Origin of the sequence: Agromyces ramosus, from assembly GCF_004216665.1 — a bacterium.
GTDB classification, from domain to species: Bacteria; Actinomycetota; Actinomycetes; order Actinomycetales; family Microbacteriaceae; genus Agromyces; species Agromyces ramosus.
Window position 1 is genome coordinate 1 of record NZ_SGWY01000005.1, and the last position, 25,827, is coordinate 25,827.

The following is a 25,827-nucleotide window of genomic DNA, read 5'->3' on the forward strand; positions in this document are numbered from 1 at the left end:
TCAGCGAAGACGACCGGATCTCGTCCGCCGGCACCGGTCGCGAAGGGGATTCCGATGGGCAGGCTCGTGCGTGCATCGCTCGCGGCGGCCGTGACCGCGGTGGTCGTCGGCGCGCTCGGCGGGTGCGCGCTGCTCACGCCGCCCGCGCGATTCTCCGACGAGGCGACCGTGAACGAGGAGATCCGCACGATCGAGCTCGTCGACTCGTCGGGAAGCGTCACGGTGCGCGGCACCGAGGGCGGCACCGAGGTCGAGATCGAGCGCACCGTGTCGTATCGCGGAGATCGCCCGACCGACGAGACCCATGAGGTCTCGGGAGACACGCTGGAACTGCACGGCTGCGGCCGCCGCTGCACGGTCGAGTACACGATCGACGTGCCCGCGGGCGTCGACGTGCGCGGCTCGACCTCGAACGGCGCGATCAAGCTCAGCGACGTGGGCGAGGTCGATGTGCAGACCAGCAACGGGCGCATCGAGCTCGACGAGGTCGCCGGGAGCGTCATCGCCCAGACGTCCAACGGTCGCATCATCGGCCGTGACCTCGACGGCGACGGCGTGCGCGCCACGACGTCGAACGGCGCCATCGATCTGGAGCTCGGCGAACCTCAGGACGTCGAGGCCCGGACGTCGAACGGCGCGATCGACCTCACCGTGCCGTCGGACACCTATCGGGTCACCACCGAGACCTCGAACGGCAGCACCGACATCGAGGTGCCCAACGATTCCGATGGTCGATTCACGCTCGACCTCCGCACCTCCAACGGCTCCATCACCATCGAAGAGGATTGAACCGGGCGATCACCCGTGCAGTTCGTCGAGCACCGCGGTGAGCTGGTCGACGGCCCAGTCGAGGTCCGCCTCCTCGACGACGATCGGCGGCGCGAGGCGAATGGTGGAACCGTGCGTGTCCTTCGCCAGCACGCCGCGGCGCATGAGCGCCTCGCACACCTCGCGTCCGGTCGCGATCGCCGGGTCGATGTCGATGCCCGCCCAGAGGCCGGCACCGCGCAGGGTCACGACGCCGTGGCCGACGAGCGACTCGAGGCGGCGGTGCAGGTGCTCGCCGAGCGTCCGCGCGCGCTCCTGGGGCTCACCCGTCGCGAGCATGCGCACCACCTCGAGCCCCACGGCAGCGGCGAGCGGGTTGCCGCCGAACGTCGAGCCGTGCTGGCCGGGTCGAAGCACGCCGAGCACGTCGCGGTCGCCGACCACGGCCGAGACCGGGACGATGCCGCCGCCGAGCGCCTTGCCGAGCAGGTGCAGATCGGGCACGACGCCCACGAGCTCGCACGCGAAGGTCGCACCGACCCGGCCGAGTCCCGACTGGATCTCGTCGGCGATGAGCAGCACGTTCCGGTCGCGGGTCGTCTCCCGCAGCGAGGGCAGGAAGTCGGCGGGCGGCACCACGATGCCGGACTCGCCCTGGATCGGCTCGACGAGCACGGCGACGGTGTCGTCGTCGATGGCCGCCTCCACCGCGGCGGCGTCGCCGTAGGGCACCATGCGGAATCCGGGGGTGTACGGGCCGAAGTCGTCGTGCGCGTCGGGGTCGTCGCTGAACGACACGATCGTCGTGGTGCGGCCGTGGAAGTTGCCGGCCATCACGATGATGTTCGCGGCATCCGGAGCCACGCCCTTCACCCGGTAGCCCCAGGCGCGCGCGACCTTGATCGCCGATTCCACCGCCTCGGCGCCGGTGTTCATCGGCAGCACCATGTCCTTGCCGCAGAGCGCCGCGAGCTCGGTGACGAACGGGCCCAGCCGGTCGTTGTGGAACGCGCGGCTCGTGAGCGTGATGCGGTCGAGCTGCTCGCGTGCGGCCGCCACGAGGCGCTCGTTGCCGTGCCCGAAGTTGACCGCCGAGTAGGCGGCGAGGCAGTCGAGGTAGCGGCGTCCGTCGACGTCGGTGACCCAGGCGCCGGCACCGGATGCCACGACGACCGGCAGCGGGTGGTAGTTGTGGGCGGCGTGCTCGTCCTCCTCGTGGATGGACGCGGTGGTCCGAGCCGACGGCTCCGCCCATGGACGCCCGACCGCACCCGAGCCCTCGGCTCGGACCGCCGCATCCAGGTCGTTGATCACGTCGTTGTTCGAGGGGTTCATCGGCGCAGCTCCAGGGTGCAGCACTTGACGCCGCCGCCGCCGAGCAGCAGCTCGGAGAGGTCGACGCCGATCGGGTTGTAGCCGTGCTCGCGCAGCTGGCGCTCGAAGTCGGTGGCGCGCGAGGCGATGACCACGTTGTAGCCGTCGCTGAACGAGTTGAGGCCGAGCACCGCGGCATCCGTCTCGTTCACGAGGATCGCATCGGGGTACCGCTCCTGCAGCACCGCGAGGGAGGTCGCGTCGAACGCGGCCGGCAGGTAGGCGATGTGCTCCTGCCCCGGGGTGGCGTCGAGCACGGCGACGGCGGTGTCGAGGTGGTAGAAGCTCGGGTCGATGAGACGGAGCGTCACGACGTCGCGCCCGTAGATGCGTCCGAGCTCGCGGTGCGAGAGGGAGTCGCTGCGGAACCCGGTGCCGGCGAGGATGGTGTCGCCGACGAGCAGGAAGTCGCCCTCGCCCTCGTTGACCTCCTCGGGCTCGTGCACGTCGAAGCCGGCTCCGCGGAGCCAGTCCATGTACGCCGGACCCTCGGGCTGGCGCTCGGGGTGGGTGAACTTCGCGCCGTAGGCGACGTTGTCGATCACGAAGCCGCCGTTGGCGGCATAGACCATGTCGGGCAGCCCGGCGATGGGGTCGATGAGCTGCACGTCGTACCCCAGCCCGAGGTACGTGTCGTACAGCACCTGCCACTGCGTGAGCGCGAGGCTCGTGTCGGTCGGCTGGGCGGGATTCATCCACGGGTTGATCCGATACACGACGGTGAAGTGCTCGGGGCGGCACATGAGCACGCTGCGTCCGGTGGGGCGTCGTTCGGGCCGGGTGCCCGGCTGCTCGTCGGTCTCGATCACGGTCGACATCTCACTCCTCGGTGGGTCGGCGGATGTCGCGGCGCACCGTGCAGGGCGACATCAGCACTGTTGGCAATGTCGGCGGACCAGGTCGCTCTTGCGAGCCTCGACGACGACGTTCGGGTTGCGCCGCCGTCGAGACGCCACTCTCAGTGTGACGCCGAACCCCGTCGCAGTTCCGGGCGTCCTGCGCAACGTTCCTGCTCGTTCCGCCATGATTCGCCGCATTCGTGCGCTGGGCCGCGAACGGATGCCGCAGTGCGCGCGTGAGAGCGGTTGCTCACGGAGCGCGAGTGCGGCATCCTGTTGCTCGACCCGGCTTCGATTGCCGGACGGACCGATGGAGGCCGCATGGACGAACCCGCCCACGACGAGCGGCTGCGGCACCTCCAGCGGATCGCCTACGGCGCCGTCACGAGCAGCGCGGAGCGCGCCGCCGCACTCGCCGAGCTCGACGCGATGCGGCGGGAGCAGGCGCACGTGGATGCCGAGGCGGCGGACGCGCCGCCGCCGGCCGATCCGTCGTGGCCCGTGCAGGAGAAGACGCCGACGGGGTCGACGCGAGCGGTGTCCGAGTGGATCGCGGCATCCGACGCGGCATCCGTGCGGCGGTTCCGCTGGGCGGTCGCGGCGGGCACGGCCGCGCTGCTCGTCGGCATCGCCGTCGGGTGGCAGCTCGGCACGCGGACCGCGGGGCCCGGGGCGGCGGGCGCGGTCGACCAGGCGCTCGGTGCGTCGGCGTCGATCGCCGCGGGGACACCCGACGGATTCGCGCTCCCGGTGGTCGAGTCCCCCGCCTACGACGTGTTCGACCGGCCCACGCAGCCCACCGACGCTCCGCCGCCGATCGTGCAGGAGGACTGGGCCGACGGATGGCTCGACACGTCGACCCTGCGCCTCCTCGCGACCACCGCCGACGGCGTGGGCGTCTACGGCGCGAAGGCGGTCCCTGGCGGACGCTCGGCCGACATCGGCCCCGACGACGTCTGCCTCGTGGTCGTCCGCTCCGGTGGCACGGGTGGCACCTGCACGCAGCAGGGCGTGTTCCGCGACGGCGAGCTCTGGACGGACGTCTCCATCGAGGGCGACGGCCGCGTGCGCGCCGAATGGCACGCCGACGGCACCGTGCTCGTCAGCGTGCCGACGGGCTGAGGCCGCCCGTCGGGCTCAGCCGTTCCTCGCGTCCCGCCAGGCGAGCCACTCGGTCACCGGCGAGAGGTCGTAGTCGGGCCCCGAGATGCCGAGCGTGAAGAGGCGCACGCCGGCGTCGTACAGCGCGTCCGCGTGGTCGAGGTCGACGCGGTGCCGGCTGAGCTCGTTCGACACGATGATCTGCGAGACGTCGCGGCCGACCGCGTCGCCCCATCGTGCGAGCACGTCGAGCTTGTGGGGCAGGTCGGCGGGCGAGACGAACGAATGCCAGATGTCGGCGTGCTTCGCCACGATCTTCAAGGTCTTCTGCTCGCCCTTGCCGCCGATCATGATCGGGATCCGCCGTGTCGGCGGCGGGTCCAGCTTCGCCCAGCGCGCCTCGATGCGAGGCATCGCCTCGGCCAGCGCGTCGAGGCGTGAGCCCGGGGTGCCGAACTCGTAGCCGTACTCGTCGTAGTCCTGGTGGAACCAGCCCGCGCCGGTGCCGAAGATGAACCGCCCCGGGCCGTCGCCCTTCGCGCTGATGTGGTCGATCGTGCGGGCCATGTCGGCCTGGAGGTCGGCGTTGCGGTAGGAGTTGCAGCTGACGAGGGTGCCGAACTCGACGCGTTCGGTCTGCTCGGCCCAGGCGCCGATCATGGTCCAGGCCTCGAAGTGCCTCCCCTCGTGGCCGCGGGTGAGGGGGAAGAAGTGGTCCCAGTTGAAGACGATGTCGACCCCGAGGTCCTCGAGGCGCAGCACGGTGTCACGGATCGCGGAATAGCTCGCATGCTGCGGCTGCACCTGGATGCCGAGCCGCACGGGGGACTGTCGGGTCATGCGTTCGAGCCTAGGCTGGCGGACGAAGCCCGAGGTCCAACGCAGGAATTCTGCGTGCTGCACTGTGCCAACGCAACGAATCGACGTACACTCCGAGCATGGACAACCTCGATCGCGCCATCCTCGACCTGCTCCGCCAGAACGCGCGAGCGGGCTACGGGGACATCGGCTCGTCCGTCGGCCTGTCCGCGTCGGCGGTGAAGCGCCGCGTCGACCGCCTCGTCGCCGACGGCGTCATCCGCTCGTTCACGATCCAGGTCGACCCGACCGTCGACGGCATGAGCACCGAGGCGTACGTGGAGCTGTTCTGCCGAGGCACCGTGGCGCCCGACGAGCTGCAGCGCATCCTCCAGGGGGTGCCCGAGGTCGTCTACGCCGGCACCGTGACGGGCAGCGCCGACGCGATCGTGCACATGCGGGCGCGCGACATCACCTCGCTCGAGGACGCGCTCGAACGCGTGCGCGTCGCCCCCAACGTCGACCACACGCGCAGCGCGATCGTGCTCTCACGGCTCGTGAACCGCAACCGGGACTGACCGATGGCGGATGCCCCGGGCGAGCGACGCGTGAAGCTGTCGATCGACCCCGCGGCATCCGCACCGCCCTTCGAGCAACTGCGACGGCAGGTGACCGACGCGGTGGCCGAGGGCGGACTCGCGCCCGGCACCCGGATGCCCACGGTGCGCGCCCTCGCGGCCGAGCTCGACCTCGCCGTGAACACCGTCGCCAAGGCGTACCGGGCGCTCGAGTCGGACCACGTGATCGAGACCCGCGGCCGGGCGGGCAGCTTCGTGTCGGCGACCGGCGACCCGACGACACGCGAGGCGCAGCTCGCGGCGATCGCCTACGCCGACCGGGTGCACCACCTCGGGGTCGATCGCGCGACCGCGATCGCCCTCGTGGAGTCGGCGCTCGACGCGGAGCGGTGACCGCGGGCCCGCATCCGCCGGAGCGTGTGCTCTCCCGCGTCACCCCTCGGGGATCGGCTCCTTCGGCAGCTTGCGCACCCGGGCGCGACGGCGGCGCCGTTCGGGGATCATGGAGCGCATCTCCTCGAGCTTGCCGAAGCAGAGCAGCCGGTCCTCGGACTCGAGCACGACGCCCTTGCGCGGATTGGGGATCACGGTCGTGCCGCGGTGCAGGGTGAGCACCGTGATGTCGCGGTCCCAGAGGCCCGATTCGCCGAGCGTCTTGCCGACGAGGTCGGCGGCGCCGTGCACGAGCAGCTCGGCGACGCCGTAGCCGGTCGACACGGTGAGGCGCTGGCGCACGTCGATCTCGGGGAAGGCGACCTGGTTGGCGATGTAGTCGATGATGGCGCCGGCCACGTCGAGCTTCGTCGCCGTCTCGATGCCCTCGAGGCCCGGCGAGGAGTTCACCTCCATGACGAGGGGGCCCTGGTTGCCCTCGAGCATGTCGACGCCGGCGACCTTCAGGCCCATGATCTGCGCCGAGCGCACCGCGACCTGCTCGTACTCGGGCGAGAGCTCGACGGCCTCGACGGTGCCGCCGCGGTGCACGTTCGACCGGAACTCGTCGCCGGTCGCCACGCGCCGCATGGCCGCCACCACGCGATCGCCGACGACGAGGGCACGGATGTCGCGACCGCGGCTCTCGGCGATGAACCGCTGGATGAGCACGTTCTGCTTCGTCGAGTGCAGCGTCTCGATGATCGCCTCGGCGACCTTCACCTCGGGCGCGAGGATCACGCCGATGCCCTGCGTGCCCTCGAGCAGCTTGATCACGACGGGCGCGCCGCCCACGAGCGCGATCGCGGGACGCACGTCGGCGCGGTTCCGCACGAACGCCGTGGCCGGCATCCCGATGTTGTGGCGGGAGAGGATCTGGTTGGCGCGCAGCTTGTCGCGCGAGTTCGTGATACCGTTCGCGGTGTTCGGGGTGTAGACGTCCATCTGCTCGAACTGACGCACCACCGCCGTGCCGAAGTACGTGATCGAGTTGCCGATGCGCGGCACGATCGCGTCGTAGTCCGACAGGGGGCGTCCGCGGTACTGCAGGTCGGGCTCGGGGCCCGAGAGGTCGATCGCGAACCGCAGGGTGTTCAGCACCTTCACCTCGTGCCCGCGTTGCAGCGCAGCTGCGCGGAGTCGCTGCGTCGAGTACGCCTGCGGGGCGCGCGAGAGGATCGCCAGTTTCATCGTTGAGCCCCTGAGAAGATGGTCGGGTGACAGAGCAGCCCCCTCATTCAAGCACCATCGCCGGATGGCGCGAGTGGGTGAGCCTGCCCGGGGCGGGCGTTCCGTGGATCAAGGCGAAGCTCGACACGGGAGCACGCACCTCGTCGCTGCACGCGTTCGACCTCGAGGAGATCGCGCTGCCCGACGGCCGCGACGGCGTCCGCTTCGGCGTGCGCCCGTGGCAGGACAGCGACGAGGACGCGGTCGTCGTCGAGTGCCCCGTGCACGACCGCCGCACGATCCGGAGCTCCTCGGGCCACACCGAGGAACGCATCGTCGTGCTCATGGACGTGACGCTCCTCGGCCGCACGATGACGATCGAGATCACGCTCACCAACCGCGACGAGATGGGCTTCCGCATGCTCATCGGGCGCGAGGCGCTGCGCAACGGATTCCTCGTCGCGGCCGGCGAGTCGTTCCTCGGCGGCCGGGCGCCGCGACCGGTGCGGCGGCTCAACCGCGGCCGCTGATCGAGACCGGGCCGGCCCCGCGACGGAATCCCCACGAGCCGGCGATTCCGTCGCGGCGCGGCGTCAGATCACGCCGTCGGAGATCGTCGTCGGGTTGCCGAAGCGGTGGTTCGTGATCGAGATCGCCTGCTCGTGCAGGAACGGCAGCAGCTCGACGCGACCCGACGGGGTCACCGGGTGCGACCACACCGCGACATCCGGCGTGCCGCCGAGCGCCTCGGCGAGCGCCGCCGCACCGCCGCCGAGCAGCCGGACCCGGGTGGATCCGACGCCCTCCTTCGCGACGCGCGCGAGCCACGCGCCGTCCCCCTCGCGGACGACCCGCACCTCGCGGGCGGCGAGGATCGTGCGCACGCCCTTCGGGAGCTCGACCGCGGTCGACACCGTGAGCGCCGACTTCGCGAGCAGGCCCGCCGCGATGATGCGGAGCCCCTCCGCGAGCGTGGACGACTCGCCGATGCGGATGGTGACCGGCAGCGGGCGGTAGCGGAACAGGTTCCGCTCGACGCCGATGCCCGACACGTCCTTGACGACGCCGTACTCCTCGGCCCAGGCGACCTCGTCGGAGAGCGCCGAGCGGCGCAGCACCTCGAACGACTCGAAGTCGAGGGCGGGCTGCGACGCCTCGATGAGCTCGGAGACGCGCTTCTCGAGCCCGCGCAGGTGCAGCGTGCTCGACACGGCGCCGTGCTGCGGCATCCACTCGCCGAGGCCGAACAGGTAGTTCGGGCCGCCCGCCTTCGCGCCCGCGCCGACCGCCGAGCGCTTCCAGCCGCCGAAGGGCTGGCGCTGCACGATGGCGCCGGTGATGCTGCGGTTCACGTAGAGGTTGCCCGCCTGAACACGGTCGAACCAGTGCGCGAGCTCCTCGGGGTCGAGCGAGTGCAGGCCGGCCGTGAGGCCGTAGTCGACCGCGTTCTGCATGCGGATCGCCTCGTCGAGGTCCTTGGCGTGCATGACCCCGAGCACCGGCCCGAAGAACTCCGTGAGGTGGAAGTACGAGCCCGCGGCGACACCGGCACGGATACCCGGCGACCACAGCCGGCCGGTCGCGTCGAGCTGCCTGGGCTCGACGAGCCACTCCTCGCCGATGCCGAGCTGGGTGAGCGCGTGCAGCAGCTTGCCGTTCGCGGGCTCGATGATCGGGCCCATCTGGCTCTGCGCCTGCTCGGGCCAGCCGACCCGCAGCGAGGTGGCGGCGTCGACGAGCTGGCGGCGGAACCGCTCCGACTTCGCGACCGAGCCCACGAGGATCACGAGCGACGCGGCCGAGCACTTCTGCCCGGCGTGGCCGAAGGCGCTCTTCACGACGTCGGATGCCGCGAGGTCGAGGTCGGCCGACGGCGTCACGATGATCGCGTTCTTGCCGCTCGTCTCGGCGAGCAGGGGGAGGTCGTTGCGGAAGGAGCGGAACAGCTGCGCCGTCTCGTACGCGCCGGTGAGGATGACCCGGTCGACCGCGGGGTGCGACACGAGCTCGCGGCCGAGCTCCCGCTCGCCGATGTCGACGAGGGCGAGGAGCTCACGCGGCACGCCGGCCTCCCAGAGCGCCTCGACCATGACGGCCCCCGAGCGCTGGGCGAGCTTGGCCGGCTTGATGATGACGCCCGAGCCCGCGGCGAGCGCGGCGAGCACGCCGCCCGCCGGGATCGCGACCGGGAAGTTCCACGGCGGGGTGATCACGGTGAGCTTCGGCGGCACGAAGACCGCGCCCTGCACGTGGTCGAGCTCGCGCGCGCGCTCGGCGTAGTAGTGCGCGAAGTCGATGGCCTCGCTGACCTCGGGGTCGGCCTCGGCGATGGTCTTGCCGGTCTCGGCGGCCATGACCTCGATGAGGCGGTCGCGGTTCGCGGCGAGCGCGATGCCGGCGCGATGCAGCACGGCGGCACGGTCGGCGCCGGGCAGCCCGCCCCAGGCGCGGCCGTTGGCGGCCACCGACTGGATCACGGTCTCGAGCGTCGCGGCGTCGTCGATGCGGGAGGCCGCGATCGTGTCGAGGCCGAGGCGCGACTCCGGCACCCGGGCGAGGATGCGGCGTCCCCACTCGCGGTTCGCGGCGATGGCGGGGTCGGTGTCGGGCTCGTTGCGGAAGCCGGGGGTCGCTCCCGGGCCCGATGGGCCGCCGTCGGCGGCCGGCTCCGCGGCATCCGTCGACGTCTCGAAGCCGAGGCCGCCGAACCCGTCGAAGGCGTCCTGCCCGCGGGAGCCGCGCGTGATCTCGAGCACGGTGCTCGTGAGCGAGGCGTCGTCCTCGTGCTCGGTGCCCGGCGCGGGGGCATCCGGCATCGCGATCGCCTCGGCGAGTGAGGCGTCGGTCCACTCGGTGCGGCGGTTCTGGGTGCGGTTCGGGGAGGGCGTCGCCTGCGTGTCGGCCTCGAGTGCCGCGAGGGAGCGAAGGTAGCGTCCCTGCTCGCGCTCGAAGAGGCGCTCGTCGCCGGCGAGCTCGAACACGGCGGACATGAAGTTGTCCTGGCTCGCGTTCTCCTCGAGGCGACGGATGAGGTAGGCGATCGCCACGTCGAACTCGCTGGGGTTCACCACGGGCGTGTAGAGGAGGAGGTTGCCGACGTCGCGACGCACCGCCTCGGCCTGGCCGGTCGCCATGCCCAGGAGCATCTCGAACTCGACGCGCGAGTCCACGCCGCGCTCCCGTGCGGTGAGCCACGCGTGGGCCACGTCGAAGAGGTTGTGGCCGGCGACGCCGAGCTTCACCGCGTCGGTGCGCTCCGGCGTCATCGACCAGTGCAGCACGCGCTTGTAGTTGGTGTCGGAGTCCTGCTTCGTGTCGTACGTCGCGAGGGGCCAGCCGTGGATGGCGGCGTCGACCTGCTCCATCGCGAGGTTCGCCCCCTTCACCACGCGCACCTTGATCGGCGCGCCGCCGGCCGCGCGGCGGGCGATCGCCCACGCGGTCAGCTCCTGCATCGCGCCGAGTGCGTCGGGCAGGTAGGTCTGCAGCACGATGCCCGCCTCGAGGCCGCGCAGCTGCGGCTGGTCGAGCAGCGTGGTGAACACCGCGATGGTGAGGTCGAGGTCGCGGTACTCCTCCATGTCGAGGTTGATGAACTTCGGGGTGGGGCTCTTCGCTGCGAGCTCGTACAGCGGCGTGAGCTTCGCGACGACCTTGGCGACGGCCTCGTCGAACGACCACATGGAGAGCTGGCTCACGACGCTCGACACCTTGATCGACACGTAGTCCACGTCGTCGCGGGCGAGGAACTCGTAGGTCCCGCGCAGGCGCCGGTCGGCCTCGTCCTCGCCGAGCACGGCCTCGCCGAGGAGGTTCAGGTTCAGGCGGTTGCCCGACTCGCGGAGCGTGGCGATGGCGGGGCCGAGCTTGGCGGGCGTCGCGTCGAGCACCAGGTGACCCACCATGCGGCGCAGCACGCGGCGCGCGATCGGGATGACCACCCACGGGAAGACCGGGGCGACGACCCCGCCGAGGCGGATCGCCGCGCGGAGGTACCAGGGCAGGAACCGCGGCGTGAGCTTCGCGACCTGCTCGAGGTTGCGCCCGGCGACCCCCAGGTCTTCCGGGCGCATGACGCCGTCGACGAAGCCCACGGTGAACGTGAGCCCGTTCGGGTCCTTCAGGACCCCGGCGAGGCGCTCGGCGGCCGGGTCGACGGGGTGGTCGGCGCTCTCGGCGAGCCAGCGGCGCACGAGGGCGACGACGTGGTCGGTGCTCGGCGCGAGATCCGTGGCGGCATTCGACATGGTCACGAGGGTAGTGTCCTTCACTTCGGGCACGCTGAGGGGTGTGCCGGGCACTTCCAGTGTGCGACGCGGCATCCATTCGGTACAGCGAATGAATCTGACGGATACTGTTCGAAGAAGCCGAACGATCACGCGCCGTGGAGGAGGGCGACATGCTCGACGTCCGACGCCTGCGCCTGCTCGTGGAGCTCAGCCAGCGCGGCACCCTCGCGGCGGTGGCCGAGGCGCTCTCGTACAGCCCGTCCTCGGTCTCGCAGCAACTGAGCCAGCTCGAGCGCGAGGCCGGCGTGCCCCTCCTCGTGCAGGTGGGCCGCCGGGTGCAGCTCACGCCGCAGGCCGAGCTCCTCGTCGGGCACGCCCGCGCGGTGCTCGACCGCCTCGAGGAGGCGGAATCGGATGTCGCGCGGTCGCTCACCGCGGTGGGCGGCACCGTGCGCATCGCCGTGTTCCAGTCCGCGGCGCACGCGATGGTGCCGCAGGCGCTCACCCTGCTCCGCAGCGAACACCCCGACCTGCGCGTGGAGGTCACGGAACGCGAGCCCGATGCAGGCCTCTTCGAGGTCTCGGCGCGCGACTTCGACCTCGTGATCGCCGAGCAGTATCCGGGGCACACCCGCGCGCACCGCGACGACCTCGACCGCGTGCACCTCGCCGCCGACGCCATCCGGCTCGCGCTGCCGCCCCATCCTGCGCGGCTGGGCACCGGCCGTCTCGCCGCGGCATCCGCCATGCCGTGGGTGCTCGAGCCGCAGGGCACGGCGTCGCGCGAGTGGGCGGAGCAGCTCTGCCGCGAGGCGGGGTTCGAGCCCGACGTGCGCTTCGAGACCGCCGACCTGATGGCCCACATCCGCCTCATCCGCTCGGGGAATGCCGTGGGCCTGCTGCCCGACCTCGTGTGGGCGGGCGAAGCGCCGAGCGTCACGCTCGTCGACCTGCCGGGGCATCCCGAGCGCGAGGTCTTCAGCTCGACGCGCCTCGCCGCCGCCGCGCGCCCGGCGGTCGTGGCCTGTCGCGATGCACTCGCGCGCGCCGCGCGGGCGACCGCGACGCCCGCGGGCCGGTGATCGACCGCAGGAGCGCTCGGAGGCGTCGGCACGCGAGCGCGTCGAGCCCGCGCGGGTCACGCCGTATCGAGTCCCGGGGTGCCGAACACGTCGGCGTCGGGGTCGTAGCCGACCACGGCCTCACTTGCCGGTCCCGGCTCGTGCATCCACGGCGTGAAGCTGACGCCCACGAGCAGGCCCTCGGGGCTCATGAGTCGCGACGTCGTCTGTCCCCAGGGCTCTTCATGCGCGCCGACCAGGATCTCGTGTCCGCTCGCCCGCAGTTCCTCGACCGCCTCCGCCACGGCCTCGGGCGTCTCGACGTCGAACTCGATCCACGCCTGTGGCACGGGGCGATCGACCGGCCACTCCGCCGTGCCGAAGGTGGCCTGCGCCGCCTGGCTCAGCGGCCAGATCGCGAAGGCGTTGACGCCCGGCAGCTCCTCGGTGTGGAAGTACCCTCCGTCCTCGCTGAACGGGATGCCGAACGCCCCACCCCAGAAGTCGGCCGACGAGGTGTCGGCGGTGCCGATCGGACCGAAGCCGGCCACGAATGCGATGTCCATGCGCCAAGGGAACGCCGCATCACCCGCATCCGCAACCCCTGACGGGTGCCCGGAATCAGGCCGACGCCGATCGGGTCCGCCGGATCAGGTCGGCGGCGCAGCCGTGGCTGCGCCGAACCGCTCGGCCTGGGCGGCGAGGAACTCGAGCACCTCGGGCGGCCCCTCGACGCGGTAGGTCGCCTCTCGCGGCACCCACATCAGCGCCATCACGAGGTTCTCGACCGTGTCGGCCTCGAGCGGCCACACGCAACGGATCGGACCGTCGGCCACGACGTCGCGGCCGTACCAGCCGAGGTGGTCGACGAGCTCGGCCTGCGGCAGGTCGACCACGACCCGCGCCCGCACGCTCCGGTCGCGCCAGCGCAGGGCGGTCTCCACGCGCGCCCGGGCCGTCTCGTCGTTCATCGGTCGCGGGTCGAAGTGCACGCGCGTCTGGAACACGTCGCTGATCCGGTCGAGCCGGAACGTGCGCCAGTCCTCGCGCTGCCGGTCCCACGCGAGGAGGTACCAGCGGCGGGCCACCGGCACGAGCCGGTACGGCTCGATCACGCGCGACGAGGACTCGCCCGCGGCATCCGTGTAGCTGAACCGCAGTCGCTCGGAGTCGCGGCAGCCGAGCGCGAGCAGGCCCAGCAGCTCCGTGTCGACCTCGGGCGCCGGGCGACCACGCGCATCGCGCGCGCCGACGCCGACCGTCGCGTGCGAGGCGAGCGCGTCGATGCGGCGTCGCAGCGCGGGTGGCAGCACCTGCTCGATCTTCGCGAGCGCGCTCAGCGTCGTGTGCTCGGCCCCGCGCAGGCCGGCCGTCGCCTGCGAGCGAAGGCCGACCGCGATCGCGACGCCCTCGTCGTCGGTGAGGAGCAGCGGCGGCAGACCCGTGCCCGCCTCGAGCCGGTAGCCGCCGGCACTGCCGCGCATCGACTCGATGCCGTAGCCGAGCTCGCGCAGCCGCTCGACGTCACGGCGGAGGGTGCGCTCGCTGACGCCGAGGCGGTCGACGAGCTCGCGCGCCGACCAGTGCCGGTGGCTCTGGAGCAGGGAGAGCAGTTCGAGGGTTCTCGAGGTGGTGGCGGCCATGTCACCCAGTATCGCCGCAATCAGGACAGGAAGTGACCGGATGCCTCGCCAGACTGTCGATATGACGAACCAGATGATCACCGCTCGAGGCCTCACGATGACGTTCCGCTCCAAGGGGCAGGTCGTCGAGGCCGTCCGCTCCGTCGACCTCTCCGTGCAGGAGGGGGAGCTCGTCGCCTTCCTCGGCCCGAACGGCGCCGGCAAGTCGACCACGCTGCGCATGCTCACCACGCTGCTGGCGCCCACGTCGGGCGAAGCGGTGGTCGCGGGCTGCGACATCCGTCGTGACCCGGCCGGCGTGCGCCGCCGCATCGGCTACGTCGGACAGGGCACGTCCGGCGGCCACACCCAGCGGGTGCGCGACGAGCTGCACGCCCAGGGCGCGTTCTACGGCCTCGGCCGCCGCGAGACGCGGGCGCGGGCCGACGAGCTCATCGAGTCGCTCGAGCTCGGCCAGGTCGCGAACCGTGCCGTGCAGTCGCTCTCGGGCGGCCAGAAGCGCCGGCTCGACATCGCGCTCGGACTCATCCATCGCCCCGAGCTGCTGTTCCTCGACGAGCCGTCGACCGGCCTCGACCCGCACAGCCGCGCCAACCTCTGGGAGCACATCGTCGAGCTCCGCCGGGCCACGGGCACGACCATCTTCCTCACGACGCACTACCTCGACGAGGCCGACCAGCTCGCCGAGCGCGTGATGGTCATGGACCACGGCGCCGTCATCGCCGATGACACCGCGAACGCGCTCAAGGAGTCCCTCGCCGGCGATCGCGTCACGCTGTCGTTCACGACGGCGACGGATGCCGCGACCGCGGCCGCGCGCATCGGCGGTGCGCCCGACGGCACGGTCGTCACGATCACCGCGCGCGGCGGCGATCGCGCCCTCCCCCGCTGGATCCGCGAGCTCGACGACGCCGGCATCGAGGTCGTCGCCGCGACCCACCGCCAGCCCACGCTCGACGACGTGTTCCTCGCCCTCACGGGCCGGAGCCTGCGGGAGGACGGCGCCCACGCCGAGGCGTCGGAGACCGAGTCCCCCGCCGACGCCTCGTCCCAGCACGCCGCGGCCTGACCCCACGACCACCGAAGGGAGCACCATCATGAACACGATCACCCCCGCCTCCGCCGTCGCCGTGAGCGACCGCCCCGCGGCATCCGCTCGCCCCACCGGCTTCGTGCACGACACCGCCACGGTGTTCGTACGGGAGTCGCGGCCGCTCGTGCGCGACCCGTTCAGCGTCGTCTTCTCGCTCGTGCAGCCACTCGTCTTCCTGGGGCTCTTCGGGCCGCTGCTCGTCGGCGCGTCCGGCGGCGACGTCGCCGGCACGCTGCAGTGGTTCGTGCCCGGAATCCTCGTGATGGTGGCGCTGTTCGGCACGGCCTCGACGGGCGCGAACCTGCTCTTCGAGATGCAGACGGGGTCGCACGAGCGCACCCTCGTCGCGCCCCTCTCACGCAGCGCCCTGCTCGTGGGCCGCGCGCTGAAGGACGTCGTGCCGCTCGTCATCCAGGGCACGATCGTCGTGCTCGTCGCCGTGCCGTTCGGCTTCCGCCTCGACGTCCCCGGGCTCCTCGCCGGGCTCGTGGTGCTGGCGGTCTTCGGCGTCGGCTTCGGTGCGCTCAGCTACGCGCTCGCGCTCGCCTGCCGCAACCGCGACTGGATGTTCTGGATGGTGCACCAGACGCTGCTGTTCCCCCTCATGATCCTCTCGGGCATGCTCCTGCCCCTCGACGACGGACCCGCGTGGATGCACGCCGCCGCCGCCGTGAATCCGCTGAGCTACCTCGTCGGGGCCGAGCGCGCGCTGCTGGCCGGCGACCTCGGCGCCCCGGCGGTCGTCGGCGGCGTCATCGCGGCCACGGCCACGTGCGTGATCGGCATCGTGGTGGGCGTTCGCGCGATGCGCAAGGCGCACTGACGAGCCGGCAGCTCGCCGTCGCGCGGATGCCGCAGCCGTCGCCCGGGGCGAGGACGGCGGCGTCCGCCGCATCACGTACGCTCGTGGGATGCCCCACGACGTCGTGATCATCGGCGGCGGACACAACGGCCTCACGGCCGCCGCCTACCTCGCCCGCGCCGGCCTCGCCGTACTGCTCCTCGAGCGCGACGACCACGTGGGCGGTGCGGCCGTGTCGGCACAGGCGTTCGAGGGCGTCGACGCGCGGCTCTCCCGCTACTCGTACCTCGTGAGCCTGCTTCCGCAGCGCATCATCGACGACCTCGGGCTCGACGTGCGGCTCGTGCGCCGTCGCTACTCGTCCTACACGCCCGACCCGACCGACCCCTCGCGCGGGCTGCTCATCGACCGCGAGGCCGACGACGAGGCATCCGCCGCCGCCTTCGCGCGGGTCGGCGCCGTGGCCGACGCCGCCGCGTGGGAGGCGTTCTACGCCGACACCGCGGCGCTCGCGGAACGGCTCTTCCCGACCCTCACCGAGCCGCTGCCCACGCGCACCGAGGCGCGCGAGCTCGTGGGCGACGACCGGGCCTGGGCCGACTTCGTCGAGCGACCGCTCGGTCGCGCCATCCACGAGCGCTTCACGAGCGACCTCGTGCGCGGGGTCGTCGCGACCGACGGCCTCATCGGAACCTTCACCGACCTCGACGACCCCGCCCTCGATGCCAATCGCTGCTTCCTCTACCACGTGATCGGCGGCGGCACGGGCGACTGGGACGTGCCGGTCGGCGGCATGGGCGCGGTGAGCGGCGAGCTCGCCCGCGCCGCACGCGAGGCGGGCGCCGAGCTCGTGACGGAGGCGGAGGTGCTCGCGGTGGCGCCCGACGGACTCGTCCGCTACTCCCGCGGCGGTGCCGAGCACACGGTCGCGGCCGGCACGGTGCTCGCGAACGTCGCCCCCGTCGTGCTCGACCGGCTGCTCTCGGCCGGGGCAACGGATGCCGCGGCGCGCGCGTCGTCCGACGTGATCGCGCCGCGCGACGAGCGTCCGTTCACCAACGACTCGGTGCCCGTGCCGCCCGTCGTGCGGGAGCGCCTGCGCCGCCTCGCCGAGCCCGAGGGCGCGCAGGTGAAGGTGAACCTGCTGCTCACCCGGCTCCCCCGCCTCCGAGATGCGGAGGTCGCGCCCGACGCGGCCTTCGCCGGCACGTTCCACATCAACGAGCTCGAGTCGCAGCTCGAGGCGGCGTACCGCACGGCGGCCCGCGGCGGCGTCCCGTCGCCGCTGCCCTGCGAGATCTACTGCCACACGCTGAGCGACGCGTCGATCCTCGCGCCCGAGCTCGCGGCATCCGGCGTCCACACGCTCACCGTGTTCGGGCTGCACGTGCCGCACCGGCTGCTCGAGCGCTTCGGCAACGACGAGCTGCGCGACCGCCTGCAGGCCGGGGTGCTCGCCTCACTCGACTCCGTGCTCGCCGAGCCCATCGCCGACGTCATCGCCACGGATGCCGCGGGCCGCCCCTGCATCGAGGTGAAGACGACGCTCGACCTCGAGGAGGCGCTGCGGATGCCCGGTGGCAACATCTTCCACGGGCCGCTGTCGTGGCCATGGGCCGAGGACGACGCGCCGCTCGCGACGCCGGCGGAGCGCTGGGGCGTGGCAACGCGCCATCCGCGGATCCTCCTCTGCGGCTCCGGAGCCGTGCGCGGCGGCGCCGTCAGCGGCATCGGCGGCCACAACGCGGCGATGGCGGTGCTCGAGGGCATCAGCGGCTGACCTCGGGGCACGCGCCCGACCGTACCCTGGGGGCACGCGCCCGACCGTACCCTCGGGTACGGTGGCAGCATGCGGACGACACGCGCGCGTTGGCTCGACGAGGGCCTCGAGGTGCTGGCGGCCGACGGGGTCGACGGCCTGCGCATCGACCGCCTCGCGGCACGGCTCGGGGTGACGAAGGGGTCGTTCCACCACCACTTCGCCGGCATCGCCGACTACCGGCGCGCGCTGCTCGCGCACTACGAGGCGCAGACGCGGGCTGCACTGGCGGAGGCGATCGCGACCGGCGGCGACGCGGGCACGCGCACGACGCTCGCGTGGCTGACGACCCTCGTCGCCGAGGACGGCGCGACCCTCCGCAGGCCCGAGCTCGATGCGGCCGTGCGCGCGTGGGCGCACGGCGACCCCGAGGCGCGGGCGACGCAGGCCCGCATCGACGACGCGGCCATCGCGGCCCTCCAGGCCACGTGGCGCCCGGCCGTGGGGTCGGATGCCGCGGCGCGCACCGCCGCGCTCGTGCCGTACCTCGTGTCGCTCGGGGCCGCCGCGATGGTGCCGCCCGTCGAGGCTGCCGAGCTGCACGCCGTGTACCGGCTGCTGCTCGAGTCGGTACCCGCCGACGAGGCCTGACCGTCGCCGGCCGTCGCTCAGAGCACGAAGCTCCACAACGCGGTCGCGATGCAGATCACGAGCATTCCGGTCGCGTTCACGAAGAGGTTGCGGCCGAAGTCGCGGGCCGCGACGTGCATGCCGATCGCGACGAGGAAGTACGCGATGAGTGCCGCGCAGGTCACCGCCCCCAGGTATGGGATCCAGATCCCCGCGATGAGGCCGGCCGCCGCCGCGAACTTGATCGGCGTGAAGATCCACCACCACCGGCGCGGGAAGCGCACGTCGTCGAAGCACTGCGCCACGAACGGAACGGGCTTCCAGCTCAGCACGCCGTCGACGACCTGGATCGCCGCGAGCACGACCACCGGCCAGATCGGATCGGGGAGGACGGTCATCATCCATACCATACCGCATGGTACGGAATGAAGGCGAACGAGACGCCGCGGCCCGCGGCGGCCGACTCAGCGCTTGGTGCGCTTCGGTGCCCTCGGCGCCTTCGACGGCAGCGCTGCGACGTCCTCGAACGCCTGCGCCACCCACTCGGCGAGGCGTTCGGGCTCGCCCGACCACGCCGACGGCGCCGCGACGTATTCGCCCATCGGGCGTTCCCCCGGGCCGAACGGCCCGGCTCCGTCGGTGGCGGCGAGCTCAGTGCGCCTCGACTCGTCGAGCACCCGCACGCCGATGCGCTCGCCGAAGAGACCGGCGAACATGTTGCCGTTCACGAACGCGCCGAGGTTGCCGAACATGGGCTTCACCACGACGCGCGGATCATCGGGAACCACCGAGGCGAACAGCGCCTTGGCGTCGTCGGACGCCTTCGCGAGCTGCATGGCTCCCCCGATCGATCAGAAGACGAACAGCTGGCCCAGCACCAGGATCGCGATCACGAAGAGGGCGATGATGCCGCCCACGATCGCGAGCGATCGGCCCGACAGCCGCGCGATGGCGTAGCCCACGAGGAACGGGAGCGCGAGGAGGAAGATCGTCACGATCCACCAGAACGCGACGTAGCCGCCCTGCCCCATCTCCTCGAGCCGACCCGCGAAGAGCTGCTGGGTGTTCGGATGCGTCGCGAACGAGAACGCCGCGGAGAGCGGAACCGCGATGAGCGCGAACGTGAAGAGTCCCGCGAGGGCCCCCCACAGCCCGGACTTGCCCTCGGTGACGTTCATCGTCTCCTCGTGGACCTGCCCGCTGGACGGATGATTCGGCTTGCGCTTCGCGCCCCCACTGGAACCCATGGCGCCAACTCTAGTGGTTTGGAGTGCCGCGGGTTTAGCCTGAAAACCACGACGAGCGGGGGACGAAGATGACCGCGAAAGCGACCGGCCACTACACGTTGAAGCCTGATGGCCTCTACCTGCAGTTCGACCGCCTGTTCCGCGCTCCGATCGAGGAGGTCTGGTTCAGCCTGACCAACCCGACCGCGATGCAGGGCTGGATCGGCACGTACACCGGGCGGCCCGAAACCGGCGGCGTCCGCTTCCGCATGGGCTTCGAGGGAGAGGAGGGCGAGTGGCAGAACGTGAGCATCCTCGAGTGCGCGCCGCCGCATCGATTCCTCGCCGACTCCGGCCCGGGCCCCACCGGCATCCGGGTGTTCTCCCACCTCCGTGAGGCCGGCGGCATGACGACCCTCACGTTCGGCCATCGACTTCCCAACCCGGCGGATGCCGCGACGATGGGTCCCGGCTGGGACTACTACCTCGACCGCCTCATGGCCTCCCATGCGGGGCGACCGCTGCCCGAGTGGGAGCAGTACTATCCCGCCCTCGCCGAGCACTACCAGGAGCTCCACGTGCCCGAGGGCGCCCGCCACTGAGTCGGACCCGGCGACCGCGACGTCGGCCGGCACGCGCCCGCGCGGCGGCGCCGCGTCCGGCGCGCTTCCGCGGCACGAGACATCCTCACCCCTAGGCTGGCGCCCGTGAAGAGCATCGAGCGGCGCGCTCGCGAGCACGCCACGGGCACCACCGTTCGCGAACGCACGAACTACATGGCGAACCGACCGCTCGTCTGGGCGTTCGTCGCCACCCTCGGCGTGCTGCTCGGCCTCGCCCTGGCGTGGACGCTCCTCAGCCTCTCGGGCGTGCTCTTCTCGGTGTTCGCGGCCATGTTCATCACGCTCGGCCTCGACCCGCTCGTGCGCTGGTTCCAACGGCGCGGGATGAAGCGCGGCGTGGCGATCCTGACCGTGATCATCCTGTTCGTCCTGGTGATCGCCGGGATGCTCTGGATCGTCCTGCCGCTCGTGATCACCCAGGCGGTCACCCTCGTGGAGTCGCTGCCGCAGATGTACGCCAACCTGCAGCAGCAGCAGTGGTTCCAGGATGCCTCGTCGGGCTCTGGCGGCGTCCTCACGACGATCTACAACTGGGTCGTCGGCGTCATCAGCGATCCGAACACCTGGGCGACCATCGGCGGCGGCGCGCTCAACGTGGGCCTCGCGATCGTCGGCGGGATCTCGACCGCGTTCTTCATCTTCATCCTGACGATCTACTTCATCGCCACCCTCGACTCCTCCAAGGCCGCGATCTACACGCTCATCTCGGCGTCGCACCGCGTACGGGTGGTCGACTACGCCGAGCGCATCATGCAGAACGTCGGCCGCTACCTCAGCGGCATGGTGATCCTCGCGTTCTTCAACGCGACGTTCAGCTTCATCGTCCTGCTCATCGCGCAGGTGCCGTTCGCGCTCGTGATCGCCGTCTCGGCGTTCTTCATCACGCTCATCCCGCTCATCGGAACGGTGCTCACCACGATCGTGATGACCGTGCTGGCGCTCTTCGTCTCGCCGCTGTCTGGCATCATCGTGCTCGCCGCGATGCTCGTCTACATGCAGGTCGAGGCGTACATCCTCACGCCACGGGTCATGTCCAAGGCGGTGCAGGTGCCCGGTTCGATCGTGCTCATCGCGGCCCTCGCGGGCGGCACGCTCGCCGGACTGCCCGGGGCCCTCGTCGCGATCCCGGTGGCGGCCGGCATCCTGCTCATCATCAAGGAAGTGGTCGTGCCCGCGAAGGCGCGCTCCTAGCGACACGCGCGGGGCTCGCGGATGCCGCGGCATCCGTCACCCGAGGCTCGGTGCCCGGCCGGCGGCCTCAGTGCCAGACCGAGGGCGCCGCGGCGCGCGTGGCCGGCAGCGCGACATCCGCGCCCCAGCGCTCGATCCACTCGGGGATGCCCTCGCCCTCGAGCGCGCCGAACTCCGCGATCAGCTCGGACACCGGGACCGTGCCGCCGGACTTGCGCAGGAAGCGCGCCCGGATGAACCCCTGCGCGTACACCTCTGGTTCGCCGTCAGGCCCGGGGCGCACGAAGCGCTGCTCCATGTAGACGGCCTTGTCGTCGTAGCCGACGAGCTTCGACTCGATCGTGAACCGCTGCCACAGGCTCAGCGACTTGCGGAACGTGATCGTCTCGCTCGCCACCACCGGGTACCAGCCCTTGCTGCGGAAGGCGCGCCACACGCCGTTGCGCACGAGCATGTCGAACCGGGCCACGTCCATGATCGAGAAGTACACGCCGTTGTTCATGTGGCGGTTGATGTCGAGGTCGGTCGGCAGCGTGATGAAGTTCGTGCGCGCTATGTCGTAGTGCCCGAGGTCGGGCTTGCGGCGCGAGAGGAACAGCACGTGCAGCAGCGTGCGGAAGAACATGTGCATGGTCCACGACTGTATCCGCGAATCGTGGTCGATTCCCCGACGTTGGCGGGTCGCCACAGTCACCTGCCGCGGGCGCCGCGCGACGATTGTGCGGTTCTGCGAACCGGGGCCTCAGTCGCCGCGCATGACGCGGTAGCGCAGGTGGGTCGCACGGGCACCCTGCTCCACCCCGAGCGGCTCGAGCTCCACCCGGCGGCTGCGTGACTCGGGGAACAACCGCGACCCCTCGCCGAGCAGCACCGGCACGAGATGCAGCCGCACCTCGTCGACGAGCTCGGCGACGAGCGCCTGCCGCGCGACATCCGCGCCGCCCATGATGCACACGGACGCCGCGTGCGCAGCCTCGCTCGCGCGTGCCACGGCCTCGGCGATCCCGCCGGTCACGAACTCGAACCGCGAGCCGCCGCGCACGAACGACTCGCGGGGCCGGGTGGTGACGACGAAGCACGGACGGCCCTCGAACGTGGATCCCTCTCCCCACGGCCCCTCGCCGACGTCGAACGTGCGCCGGCCCATCACGAAGGCACCGGTGGTGTCGAACATGCGGGCGGCGACGCTGCGGTCGATCTCGTCGGGCGAGGCATCCGCCGCGCCCTCGGTGCCGTAGCCGGGATTGAACATCGCCCGCTCGCGGGGCTGGTCGCCGGTGTCGCTCCCGAGCAGCCACTCGTGCACCCGCTCCCCGTCGATGCCGAGCGGATGCTCCAGGCTCACGCCCGGCGCGGCGGTGAAGCCGTCTACTGTCATCGTCATCTCGAGGAAGACGTGCGCCATGGGTCAGCCCTTGACCGGGACGTGCCGTTCCTCGGGGCCGTTGTAGACCGACAACGGCCTGATGAGCGCGTTCGACGCGGCCTGCTCCATGATGTGCGCCGTCCACCCCGTGACGCGGCTCGCCACGAAGAGCGGCGTGAACGTGATCGTGTCGAAGCCCATCAGGTGGTACGTCGGACCGGCGGGGTAGTCGAGGTTCGGCAGGATGCCCTTGCGCTCGCCCATCGCCGTCTCGAGGGCGACGTACAGCTCGAGCAGGTCGCGGCGGTCGTAGTGCTCGACCATCCGCTCGAGGGCGTCGCGCATGGTGGGCACGCGCGAGTCGCCGTGCTTGTACACCCGGTGGCCGAAGCCCATGATCTTGCGCTTGTGGGCGAGCGCGTCGTCGAGCCAGGCCGCCGCGGCATCCGCGGTGCCGATCTCGTCGAACGCGTGCATGACCGCCTCGTTGGCACCGCCGTGCAGCGGGCCCTTCAGGGCGCCGATCGCGCCGACGACCGCCGAGTACAGGTCGGAGAGCGTCGACGTGATCACGCGCGCCGTGAACGTGGACGCGTTGAACGAGTGCTCCGCGTAGAGGATCATCGAGACGTCGAACGCGTTCACGACCGCGAACTCGGGCGCCTCGCCGAAGGCCTGCCAGAGGAAGTTGGCCGAGTAGCCCAGGTCGTCGCGCGGCTCCACGAACTCGAGCTCTCGGCGCCGGCGCTGGTCGTAGGTGACGATCGAGGGGAGCTTCGCGAACAGGCGGATCGCCTTGTCGAGGTTCGCCTCGCGCGAGTCGTCGGGCGTCTGCGGATCGCTGGCACCGATGACGCTGACGGCGGTGCGCACCACGTCCATCGGGTGCGCGGTGAGGGGGATCTCGTCGATGATGCGCTTCACCTCGTGGTCGAGCCCGCGGTGCCCCCGCTCGCGCTCCTCGAACTCGGCCAGCTGGGTGTCGTCGGGGAGCTCGCCGTACCAGAGCAGGTACGCGACCTCCTCGAAGGTCACGGATGCCGCGAGCTCCTGCACCGGGTAACCGCGGTACAGCAGCGAGTTGGTCTCGGGGTTGACCTTCGAGACGGCGGTGTAGTCGACCGGCACGCCCGCCAGCCCCTTGTAGATGACCGGGCCCTGCTCGGCGGGCACCGCCCCCTGCTGATCGCTCATCGTGCTCCTCGCGTGACGACGCGGCCGCTGCGGCGCGACCGCTCCCCCAGCCTAGAGCCTGCCATGGCGCACCGGCGTGCGCCGCCCCTCCCGGGGACGGCCAGGTGTTGCGCGAAGCGGACGGGATCGGCAGGTGTCGAGACGACCGCACCCGCATATCCCGACCGGGCGGCGAACGCCACTCGTCCTCAACGTGTGGCTCGCGGAGCGGGTCGTCGAGTCCAAGTTCGGCATCGCGGGTGGGCTCGCAGGGCCCGCCGAAGATCGGCGCATGACCCGACGCGCTCCCCTCCCGGTACCGCTCGCGGGCCGCCCGTTCACGACCCGCGATGGTTCGGCGGCCGGTGTGAGTCCCGGGCGCATGCGCGCTCGCGACCTCGTGACGCCCACGAGCGGAGTGCGGATGCCGGCATCGGCGTCCTTCCCCGACCGGTGTCGCGCGGTGCTCCTGGTGCTGCCGGAGGACGCCTTCATCTGCGGCACGTCCGCTGCGCTGCTGCACGGGATCCCGCTCCCATGGCGCCTGGCCCGGTCTCCGCTCCTCGAGGTCGGGCTCCCGTCGCCGGCGCGCGGCGTCCGCCGTGCCGGCATCCGCGGCCGCAGCCTGCTCGTCCGCGATGCCGACGTGGTCGACCTCCGCGGCATTCGAGTCACCACGCCGGCCCGTACCTGGTGCGACCTCGTCGGCGCGCTCTCGGTGCCCGAACTCGTGGCGGCCGGCGATCCGCTGCTCGCCGCCGGAGCGCACCTCGGCGCGGCGATCGCCGAACTCCCCGATCGACGCGGGAGCGTCAAGCTCGGTGTCGCGCTCGAGCTCCTGGATGCCGCGTCGGAGTCCCCGAAGGAGTCCGAGACACGGGCGATCCTGACGCTGGCGGGCCTCCCTCGACCACGAGTCAATGTGCCGGTCTTCGACGGGCGCCGGTTCGTGGGGCGAGTCGACCTCCTCTACGAGGAGTACGACGAGGTCCTCGAGTACCAGGGCGACCACCATCGAACCGACGCAGCGCAATGGCGACACGACCGATCCCGCGAGGCCCAGCTCGAATCGCTGGGGCTTCACGTGACCGAGGTCACCCAGTCGGATCTCGACGAACCCGCAGCCTTCGCACGGCGGGTGGGCCGCACGCTGGCTCGCAAGGGCTGGGACGGACGGGTCGTCCTCTCCCGGTGGTTCCCGAGTCCGCCGGTTGCGCGGACGGGATCCGTGGGTCGCAGGGCCTCGTGACCCACGGATCCCGTCCGCGTCACCGTGCGCCGCCCTGCGGGGAGGGGAGCGGCGGGGGGCGCCGAGGGGGTCAGGTCAGCGCGCGATGCGGAAGTCGAAGATGCTCGTGTCGAAGTGGTTGTAGCCCTCGTAGTCGATGAGCTCGTAGAGGTCGGCGCGGTGCTGCATCGTGTCGAGCATGCCGTTGAGCGAGCCGGTCGCCTCGAGCTCGTCCAGTCCGCGCACCGCGGCCCCCATCGCGAGGCGCAGCAGGGACACCGGCCAGATGACGAGGTTCATGCCGACATCCGCCAGCTGCTGCACCGTGAAGAGCTCGCTCTTGCCGAACTCGGTCATGTTGGCGAGCAGCGGCACGTCGACGGCGGCGCGGATCGCGGCGAACTCGTCGAGCGAGGCCATCGCCTCGGGGAAGATGGCGTCTGCGCCGGCGTCGACGAGCTTCTTCGCGCGGTCGATCGCCGCGGGAAGGCCCTCGACGGCCCGGATGTCGGTGCGCGCCATGATGAGGAAGTCCGGGTCCCGGCGGGCGTCGACGGCGGCGCGGATGCGCTGCAGCGCGGTCGACTCGTCGACGACCTGCTTGCCGTCGAGGTGCCCGCAGCGCTTGGGGTTGACCTGGTCCTCGATGTGGAGGCCGGCCAGGCCGGCGTCCTCCATCTCCTGCACGGTGCGGGCCACGTTCATCGGCTCGCCGAAGCCCGTGTCGGCATCGATGATCGCCG

At 71.6% G+C, this 25,827-nt stretch carries 27 protein-coding genes; 13 read left to right on the top strand and 14 right to left on the bottom strand.

What is annotated here, in order from left to right; all coding sequences use genetic code 11:
* Positions 1-54: 54 nt before the first annotated feature.
* Complete coding sequence (locus tag EV187_RS18085) at positions 55-789, top strand: DUF4097 family beta strand repeat-containing protein (protein ID WP_130354494.1); 735 nt, start codon at positions 55-57, stop codon at positions 787-789.
* A gap of 9 nt (positions 790-798) precedes the next feature.
* Here EV187_RS18085 and rocD read toward each other — a convergent pair whose 3' ends face one another.
* Positions 799-2,103, bottom strand: coding sequence for an ornithine--oxo-acid transaminase (gene rocD / locus EV187_RS18090; RefSeq protein WP_130354495.1), 1,305 nt, complete (start codon positions 2,101-2,103; stop codon positions 799-801).
* Positions 2,100-2,960: a dimethylargininase gene (gene ddaH / locus EV187_RS18095; protein WP_130354496.1), complete on the bottom strand. Its 861-nt coding sequence runs from the start codon at positions 2,958-2,960 to the stop codon at positions 2,100-2,102. The genes rocD and ddaH overlap by 4 nt, the downstream gene beginning before the upstream one ends.
* A 342-nt stretch (positions 2,961-3,302) precedes the next feature.
* Here ddaH and EV187_RS18100 point away from each other — a divergent pair, with 342 nt between their 5' ends.
* Positions 3,303-4,103 carry a hypothetical protein gene (locus tag EV187_RS18100; protein WP_130354497.1) on the top strand — a complete coding sequence of 267 codons (801 nt, stop codon included), beginning with the start codon at positions 3,303-3,305 and terminating at the stop codon, positions 4,101-4,103.
* A 15-nt stretch (positions 4,104-4,118) separates the two neighbouring features.
* Here the strand turns inward: EV187_RS18100 and EV187_RS18105 are convergent, their stop codons facing one another.
* Positions 4,119-4,922 carry an LLM class F420-dependent oxidoreductase gene (locus EV187_RS18105; protein ID WP_130354498.1) on the bottom strand — a complete coding sequence of 268 codons (804 nt, stop codon included), beginning with the start codon at positions 4,920-4,922 and terminating at the stop codon, positions 4,119-4,121.
* Between the two features lie 98 nt (positions 4,923-5,020).
* Here EV187_RS18105 and EV187_RS18110 point away from each other — a divergent pair, with 98 nt between their 5' ends.
* Complete coding sequence (locus tag EV187_RS18110) at positions 5,021-5,458, top strand: Lrp/AsnC family transcriptional regulator (RefSeq protein ID WP_130354499.1); 438 nt, start codon at positions 5,021-5,023, stop codon at positions 5,456-5,458.
* Positions 5,459-5,461: 3 nt separating this feature from the next.
* Positions 5,462-5,851 (top strand): GntR family transcriptional regulator, encoded by a 390-nt coding sequence (locus EV187_RS18115; protein WP_130354500.1) that lies wholly within the window; start codon positions 5,462-5,464, stop codon positions 5,849-5,851.
* Positions 5,852-5,890: 39 nt separating this feature from the next.
* On the opposite strand, the gene EV187_RS18120 is transcribed toward EV187_RS18115, so the two are convergent.
* Complete coding sequence (locus EV187_RS18120) at positions 5,891-7,081, bottom strand: RimK family alpha-L-glutamate ligase (protein WP_130354501.1); 1,191 nt, start codon at positions 7,079-7,081, stop codon at positions 5,891-5,893.
* A gap of 26 nt (positions 7,082-7,107) precedes the next feature.
* Between EV187_RS18120 and EV187_RS18125 the strand changes: the two genes are divergently transcribed.
* Positions 7,108-7,590 carry an ATP-dependent zinc protease family protein gene (locus EV187_RS18125; protein WP_130354502.1) on the top strand — a complete coding sequence of 161 codons (483 nt, stop codon included), beginning with the start codon at positions 7,108-7,110 and terminating at the stop codon, positions 7,588-7,590.
* Between the two features lie 63 nt (positions 7,591-7,653).
* On the opposite strand, the gene EV187_RS18130 is transcribed toward EV187_RS18125, so the two are convergent.
* Positions 7,654-11,307, bottom strand: coding sequence for a proline dehydrogenase family protein (locus EV187_RS18130; RefSeq protein WP_130354503.1), 3,654 nt, complete (start codon positions 11,305-11,307; stop codon positions 7,654-7,656).
* Between the two features lie 152 nt (positions 11,308-11,459).
* On the opposite strand from EV187_RS18130, the gene EV187_RS18135 reads away from it, so the two are divergent.
* Positions 11,460-12,371, top strand: a complete 912-nt coding sequence (locus EV187_RS18135; protein WP_130354504.1) for a LysR family transcriptional regulator — start codon at positions 11,460-11,462, stop codon at positions 12,369-12,371.
* 56 nt (positions 12,372-12,427) lie between these two features.
* Here EV187_RS18135 and EV187_RS18140 read toward each other — a convergent pair whose 3' ends face one another.
* Together EV187_RS18140 and EV187_RS18145 are read right to left on the bottom strand one after the other, a co-directional pair.
* Entirely contained in the window at positions 12,428-12,916 is a 489-nt protein-coding gene (locus EV187_RS18140; RefSeq protein WP_207221899.1) for a VOC family protein, read from the bottom strand.
* An 84-nt stretch (positions 12,917-13,000) separates the two neighbouring features.
* Positions 13,001-13,993 carry a helix-turn-helix transcriptional regulator gene (locus EV187_RS18145; protein WP_130354505.1) on the bottom strand — a complete coding sequence of 331 codons (993 nt, stop codon included), beginning with the start codon at positions 13,991-13,993 and terminating at the stop codon, positions 13,001-13,003.
* Positions 13,994-14,054: 61 nt separating this feature from the next.
* Between EV187_RS18145 and EV187_RS18150 the strand changes: the two genes are divergently transcribed.
* The 4 genes from EV187_RS18150 (at position 14,055) to EV187_RS18165 (ending at position 18,298) form a co-directional block, all read left to right on the top strand.
* Positions 14,055-15,062, top strand: a complete 1,008-nt coding sequence (locus tag EV187_RS18150; RefSeq protein WP_242609707.1) for an ATP-binding cassette domain-containing protein — start codon at positions 14,055-14,057, stop codon at positions 15,060-15,062.
* A gap of 28 nt (positions 15,063-15,090) precedes the next feature.
* On the top strand, positions 15,091-15,909 hold the full coding sequence (locus tag EV187_RS18155; protein ID WP_130354506.1) for an ABC transporter permease: 819 nt from the start codon (positions 15,091-15,093) through the stop codon (positions 15,907-15,909).
* 88 nt (positions 15,910-15,997) lie between these two features.
* Positions 15,998-17,668 (top strand): phytoene desaturase family protein, encoded by a 1,671-nt coding sequence (locus EV187_RS18160; protein WP_130354507.1) that lies wholly within the window; start codon positions 15,998-16,000, stop codon positions 17,666-17,668.
* A 69-nt stretch (positions 17,669-17,737) separates the two neighbouring features.
* The gene (locus EV187_RS18165) at positions 17,738-18,298 is read left to right on the top strand and encodes a TetR/AcrR family transcriptional regulator (RefSeq protein WP_130354508.1); all 561 of its coding nucleotides are present in this window, start codon (positions 17,738-17,740) and stop codon (positions 18,296-18,298) included.
* A gap of 17 nt (positions 18,299-18,315) precedes the next feature.
* Here the strand turns inward: EV187_RS18165 and EV187_RS18170 are convergent, their stop codons facing one another.
* The 3 genes from EV187_RS18170 to EV187_RS18180 form a co-directional block, all read right to left on the bottom strand.
* Positions 18,316-18,675 carry a DoxX family protein gene (locus EV187_RS18170; RefSeq protein WP_130354509.1) on the bottom strand — a complete coding sequence of 120 codons (360 nt, stop codon included), beginning with the start codon at positions 18,673-18,675 and terminating at the stop codon, positions 18,316-18,318.
* Positions 18,676-18,741: 66 nt separating this feature from the next.
* Complete coding sequence (locus EV187_RS18175) at positions 18,742-19,113, bottom strand: TfoX/Sxy family protein (protein ID WP_130354510.1); 372 nt, start codon at positions 19,111-19,113, stop codon at positions 18,742-18,744.
* Positions 19,114-19,128: 15 nt separating this feature from the next.
* Positions 19,129-19,524 carry a hypothetical protein gene (locus tag EV187_RS18180; RefSeq protein WP_130354511.1) on the bottom strand — a complete coding sequence of 132 codons (396 nt, stop codon included), beginning with the start codon at positions 19,522-19,524 and terminating at the stop codon, positions 19,129-19,131.
* Between the two features lie 68 nt (positions 19,525-19,592).
* On the opposite strand from EV187_RS18180, the gene EV187_RS18185 reads away from it, so the two are divergent.
* Both EV187_RS18185 and EV187_RS18190 read left to right on the top strand, forming a co-directional pair.
* Complete coding sequence (locus tag EV187_RS18185; RefSeq protein ID WP_130354512.1) at positions 19,593-20,105, top strand: SRPBCC domain-containing protein; 513 nt, start codon at positions 19,593-19,595, stop codon at positions 20,103-20,105.
* Positions 20,106-20,210: 105 nt separating this feature from the next.
* Positions 20,211-21,317 (top strand): AI-2E family transporter, encoded by a 1,107-nt coding sequence (locus tag EV187_RS18190; protein ID WP_242609708.1) that lies wholly within the window; start codon positions 20,211-20,213, stop codon positions 21,315-21,317.
* Positions 21,318-21,384: 67 nt separating this feature from the next.
* Here the strand turns inward: EV187_RS18190 and EV187_RS18195 are convergent, their stop codons facing one another.
* The 3 genes from EV187_RS18195 to EV187_RS18205 all read right to left on the bottom strand — a co-directional run bounded on the left by EV187_RS18195 (position 21,385) and on the right by EV187_RS18205 (position 23,877).
* Complete coding sequence (locus EV187_RS18195) at positions 21,385-21,948, bottom strand: acyl-CoA thioesterase (RefSeq protein WP_130354513.1); 564 nt, start codon at positions 21,946-21,948, stop codon at positions 21,385-21,387.
* Positions 21,949-22,059: 111 nt separating this feature from the next.
* Complete coding sequence (locus EV187_RS18200; protein WP_130354514.1) at positions 22,060-22,722, bottom strand: dihydrofolate reductase family protein; 663 nt, start codon at positions 22,720-22,722, stop codon at positions 22,060-22,062.
* 3 nt (positions 22,723-22,725) lie between these two features.
* Positions 22,726-23,877: a bifunctional 2-methylcitrate synthase/citrate synthase gene (locus EV187_RS18205; RefSeq protein ID WP_130354515.1), complete on the bottom strand. Its 1,152-nt coding sequence runs from the start codon at positions 23,875-23,877 to the stop codon at positions 22,726-22,728.
* Positions 23,878-24,148: 271 nt separating this feature from the next.
* Here EV187_RS18205 and EV187_RS18210 point away from each other — a divergent pair, with 271 nt between their 5' ends.
* Positions 24,149-25,105 carry a hypothetical protein gene (locus EV187_RS18210; RefSeq protein WP_130354516.1) on the top strand — a complete coding sequence of 319 codons (957 nt, stop codon included), beginning with the start codon at positions 24,149-24,151 and terminating at the stop codon, positions 25,103-25,105.
* Positions 25,106-25,180: 75 nt separating this feature from the next.
* Here EV187_RS18210 and EV187_RS18215 read toward each other — a convergent pair.
* Positions 25,181-25,827, bottom strand: a 647-nt coding sequence (locus EV187_RS18215) for an isocitrate lyase/PEP mutase family protein (protein ID WP_130354517.1), incomplete at its 5' end; no start/stop codon positions are given.

Bases quoted from the DNA above. Each gene is read 5' to 3' on its own strand.
- EV187_RS18185 (WP_130354512.1), top strand. From the start codon at position 19,593: ATGACCGCGAAAGCGACCGGCCACTACACGTTGAAGCCTGATGGCCTC.
- EV187_RS18135 (WP_130354504.1), top strand. From the start codon at position 11,460: ATGCTCGACGTCCGACGCCTGCGCCTGCTCGTGGAGCTCAGCCAGCGC.
- EV187_RS18200 (WP_130354514.1), bottom strand. From the start codon at position 22,722: ATGGCGCACGTCTTCCTCGAGATGACGATGACAGTAGACGGCTTCACC.
- EV187_RS18195 (WP_130354513.1), bottom strand. From the start codon at position 21,948: ATGCACATGTTCTTCCGCACGCTGCTGCACGTGCTGTTCCTCTCGCGC.
- EV187_RS18175 (WP_130354510.1), bottom strand. From the start codon at position 19,113: ATGCAGCTCGCGAAGGCGTCCGACGACGCCAAGGCGCTGTTCGCCTCG.
- EV187_RS18170 (WP_130354509.1), bottom strand. From the start codon at position 18,675: ATGACCGTCCTCCCCGATCCGATCTGGCCGGTGGTCGTGCTCGCGGCG.
- EV187_RS18210 (WP_130354516.1), top strand. From the start codon at position 24,149: ATGACCCGACGCGCTCCCCTCCCGGTACCGCTCGCGGGCCGCCCGTTC.
- EV187_RS18085 (WP_130354494.1), top strand. From the start codon at position 55: ATGGGCAGGCTCGTGCGTGCATCGCTCGCGGCGGCCGTGACCGCGGTG.
- EV187_RS18180 (WP_130354511.1), bottom strand. From the start codon at position 19,524: ATGGGTTCCAGTGGGGGCGCGAAGCGCAAGCCGAATCATCCGTCCAGC.
- EV187_RS18130 (WP_130354503.1), bottom strand. From the start codon at position 11,307: ATGTCGAATGCCGCCACGGATCTCGCGCCGAGCACCGACCACGTCGTC.
- EV187_RS18115 (WP_130354500.1), top strand. From the start codon at position 5,462: ATGGCGGATGCCCCGGGCGAGCGACGCGTGAAGCTGTCGATCGACCCC.
- EV187_RS18160 (WP_130354507.1), top strand. From the start codon at position 15,998: ATGCCCCACGACGTCGTGATCATCGGCGGCGGACACAACGGCCTCACG.
- EV187_RS18100 (WP_130354497.1), top strand. From the start codon at position 3,303: ATGGACGAACCCGCCCACGACGAGCGGCTGCGGCACCTCCAGCGGATC.
- EV187_RS18120 (WP_130354501.1), bottom strand. From the start codon at position 7,081: ATGAAACTGGCGATCCTCTCGCGCGCCCCGCAGGCGTACTCGACGCAG.
- EV187_RS18150 (WP_242609707.1), top strand. From the start codon at position 14,055: ATGACGAACCAGATGATCACCGCTCGAGGCCTCACGATGACGTTCCGC.
- rocD (WP_130354495.1), bottom strand. From the start codon at position 2,103: ATGAACCCCTCGAACAACGACGTGATCAACGACCTGGATGCGGCGGTC.
- EV187_RS18105 (WP_130354498.1), bottom strand. From the start codon at position 4,922: ATGACCCGACAGTCCCCCGTGCGGCTCGGCATCCAGGTGCAGCCGCAG.
- EV187_RS18145 (WP_130354505.1), bottom strand. From the start codon at position 13,993: ATGGCCGCCACCACCTCGAGAACCCTCGAACTGCTCTCCCTGCTCCAG.
- EV187_RS18155 (WP_130354506.1), top strand. From the start codon at position 15,091: ATGAACACGATCACCCCCGCCTCCGCCGTCGCCGTGAGCGACCGCCCC.
- EV187_RS18110 (WP_130354499.1), top strand. From the start codon at position 5,021: ATGGACAACCTCGATCGCGCCATCCTCGACCTGCTCCGCCAGAACGCG.
- EV187_RS18165 (WP_130354508.1), top strand. From the start codon at position 17,738: ATGCGGACGACACGCGCGCGTTGGCTCGACGAGGGCCTCGAGGTGCTG.
- ddaH (WP_130354496.1), bottom strand. From the start codon at position 2,960: ATGTCGACCGTGATCGAGACCGACGAGCAGCCGGGCACCCGGCCCGAA.
- EV187_RS18140 (WP_207221899.1), bottom strand. From the start codon at position 12,916: ATGGACATCGCATTCGTGGCCGGCTTCGGTCCGATCGGCACCGCCGAC.
- EV187_RS18205 (WP_130354515.1), bottom strand. From the start codon at position 23,877: ATGAGCGATCAGCAGGGGGCGGTGCCCGCCGAGCAGGGCCCGGTCATC.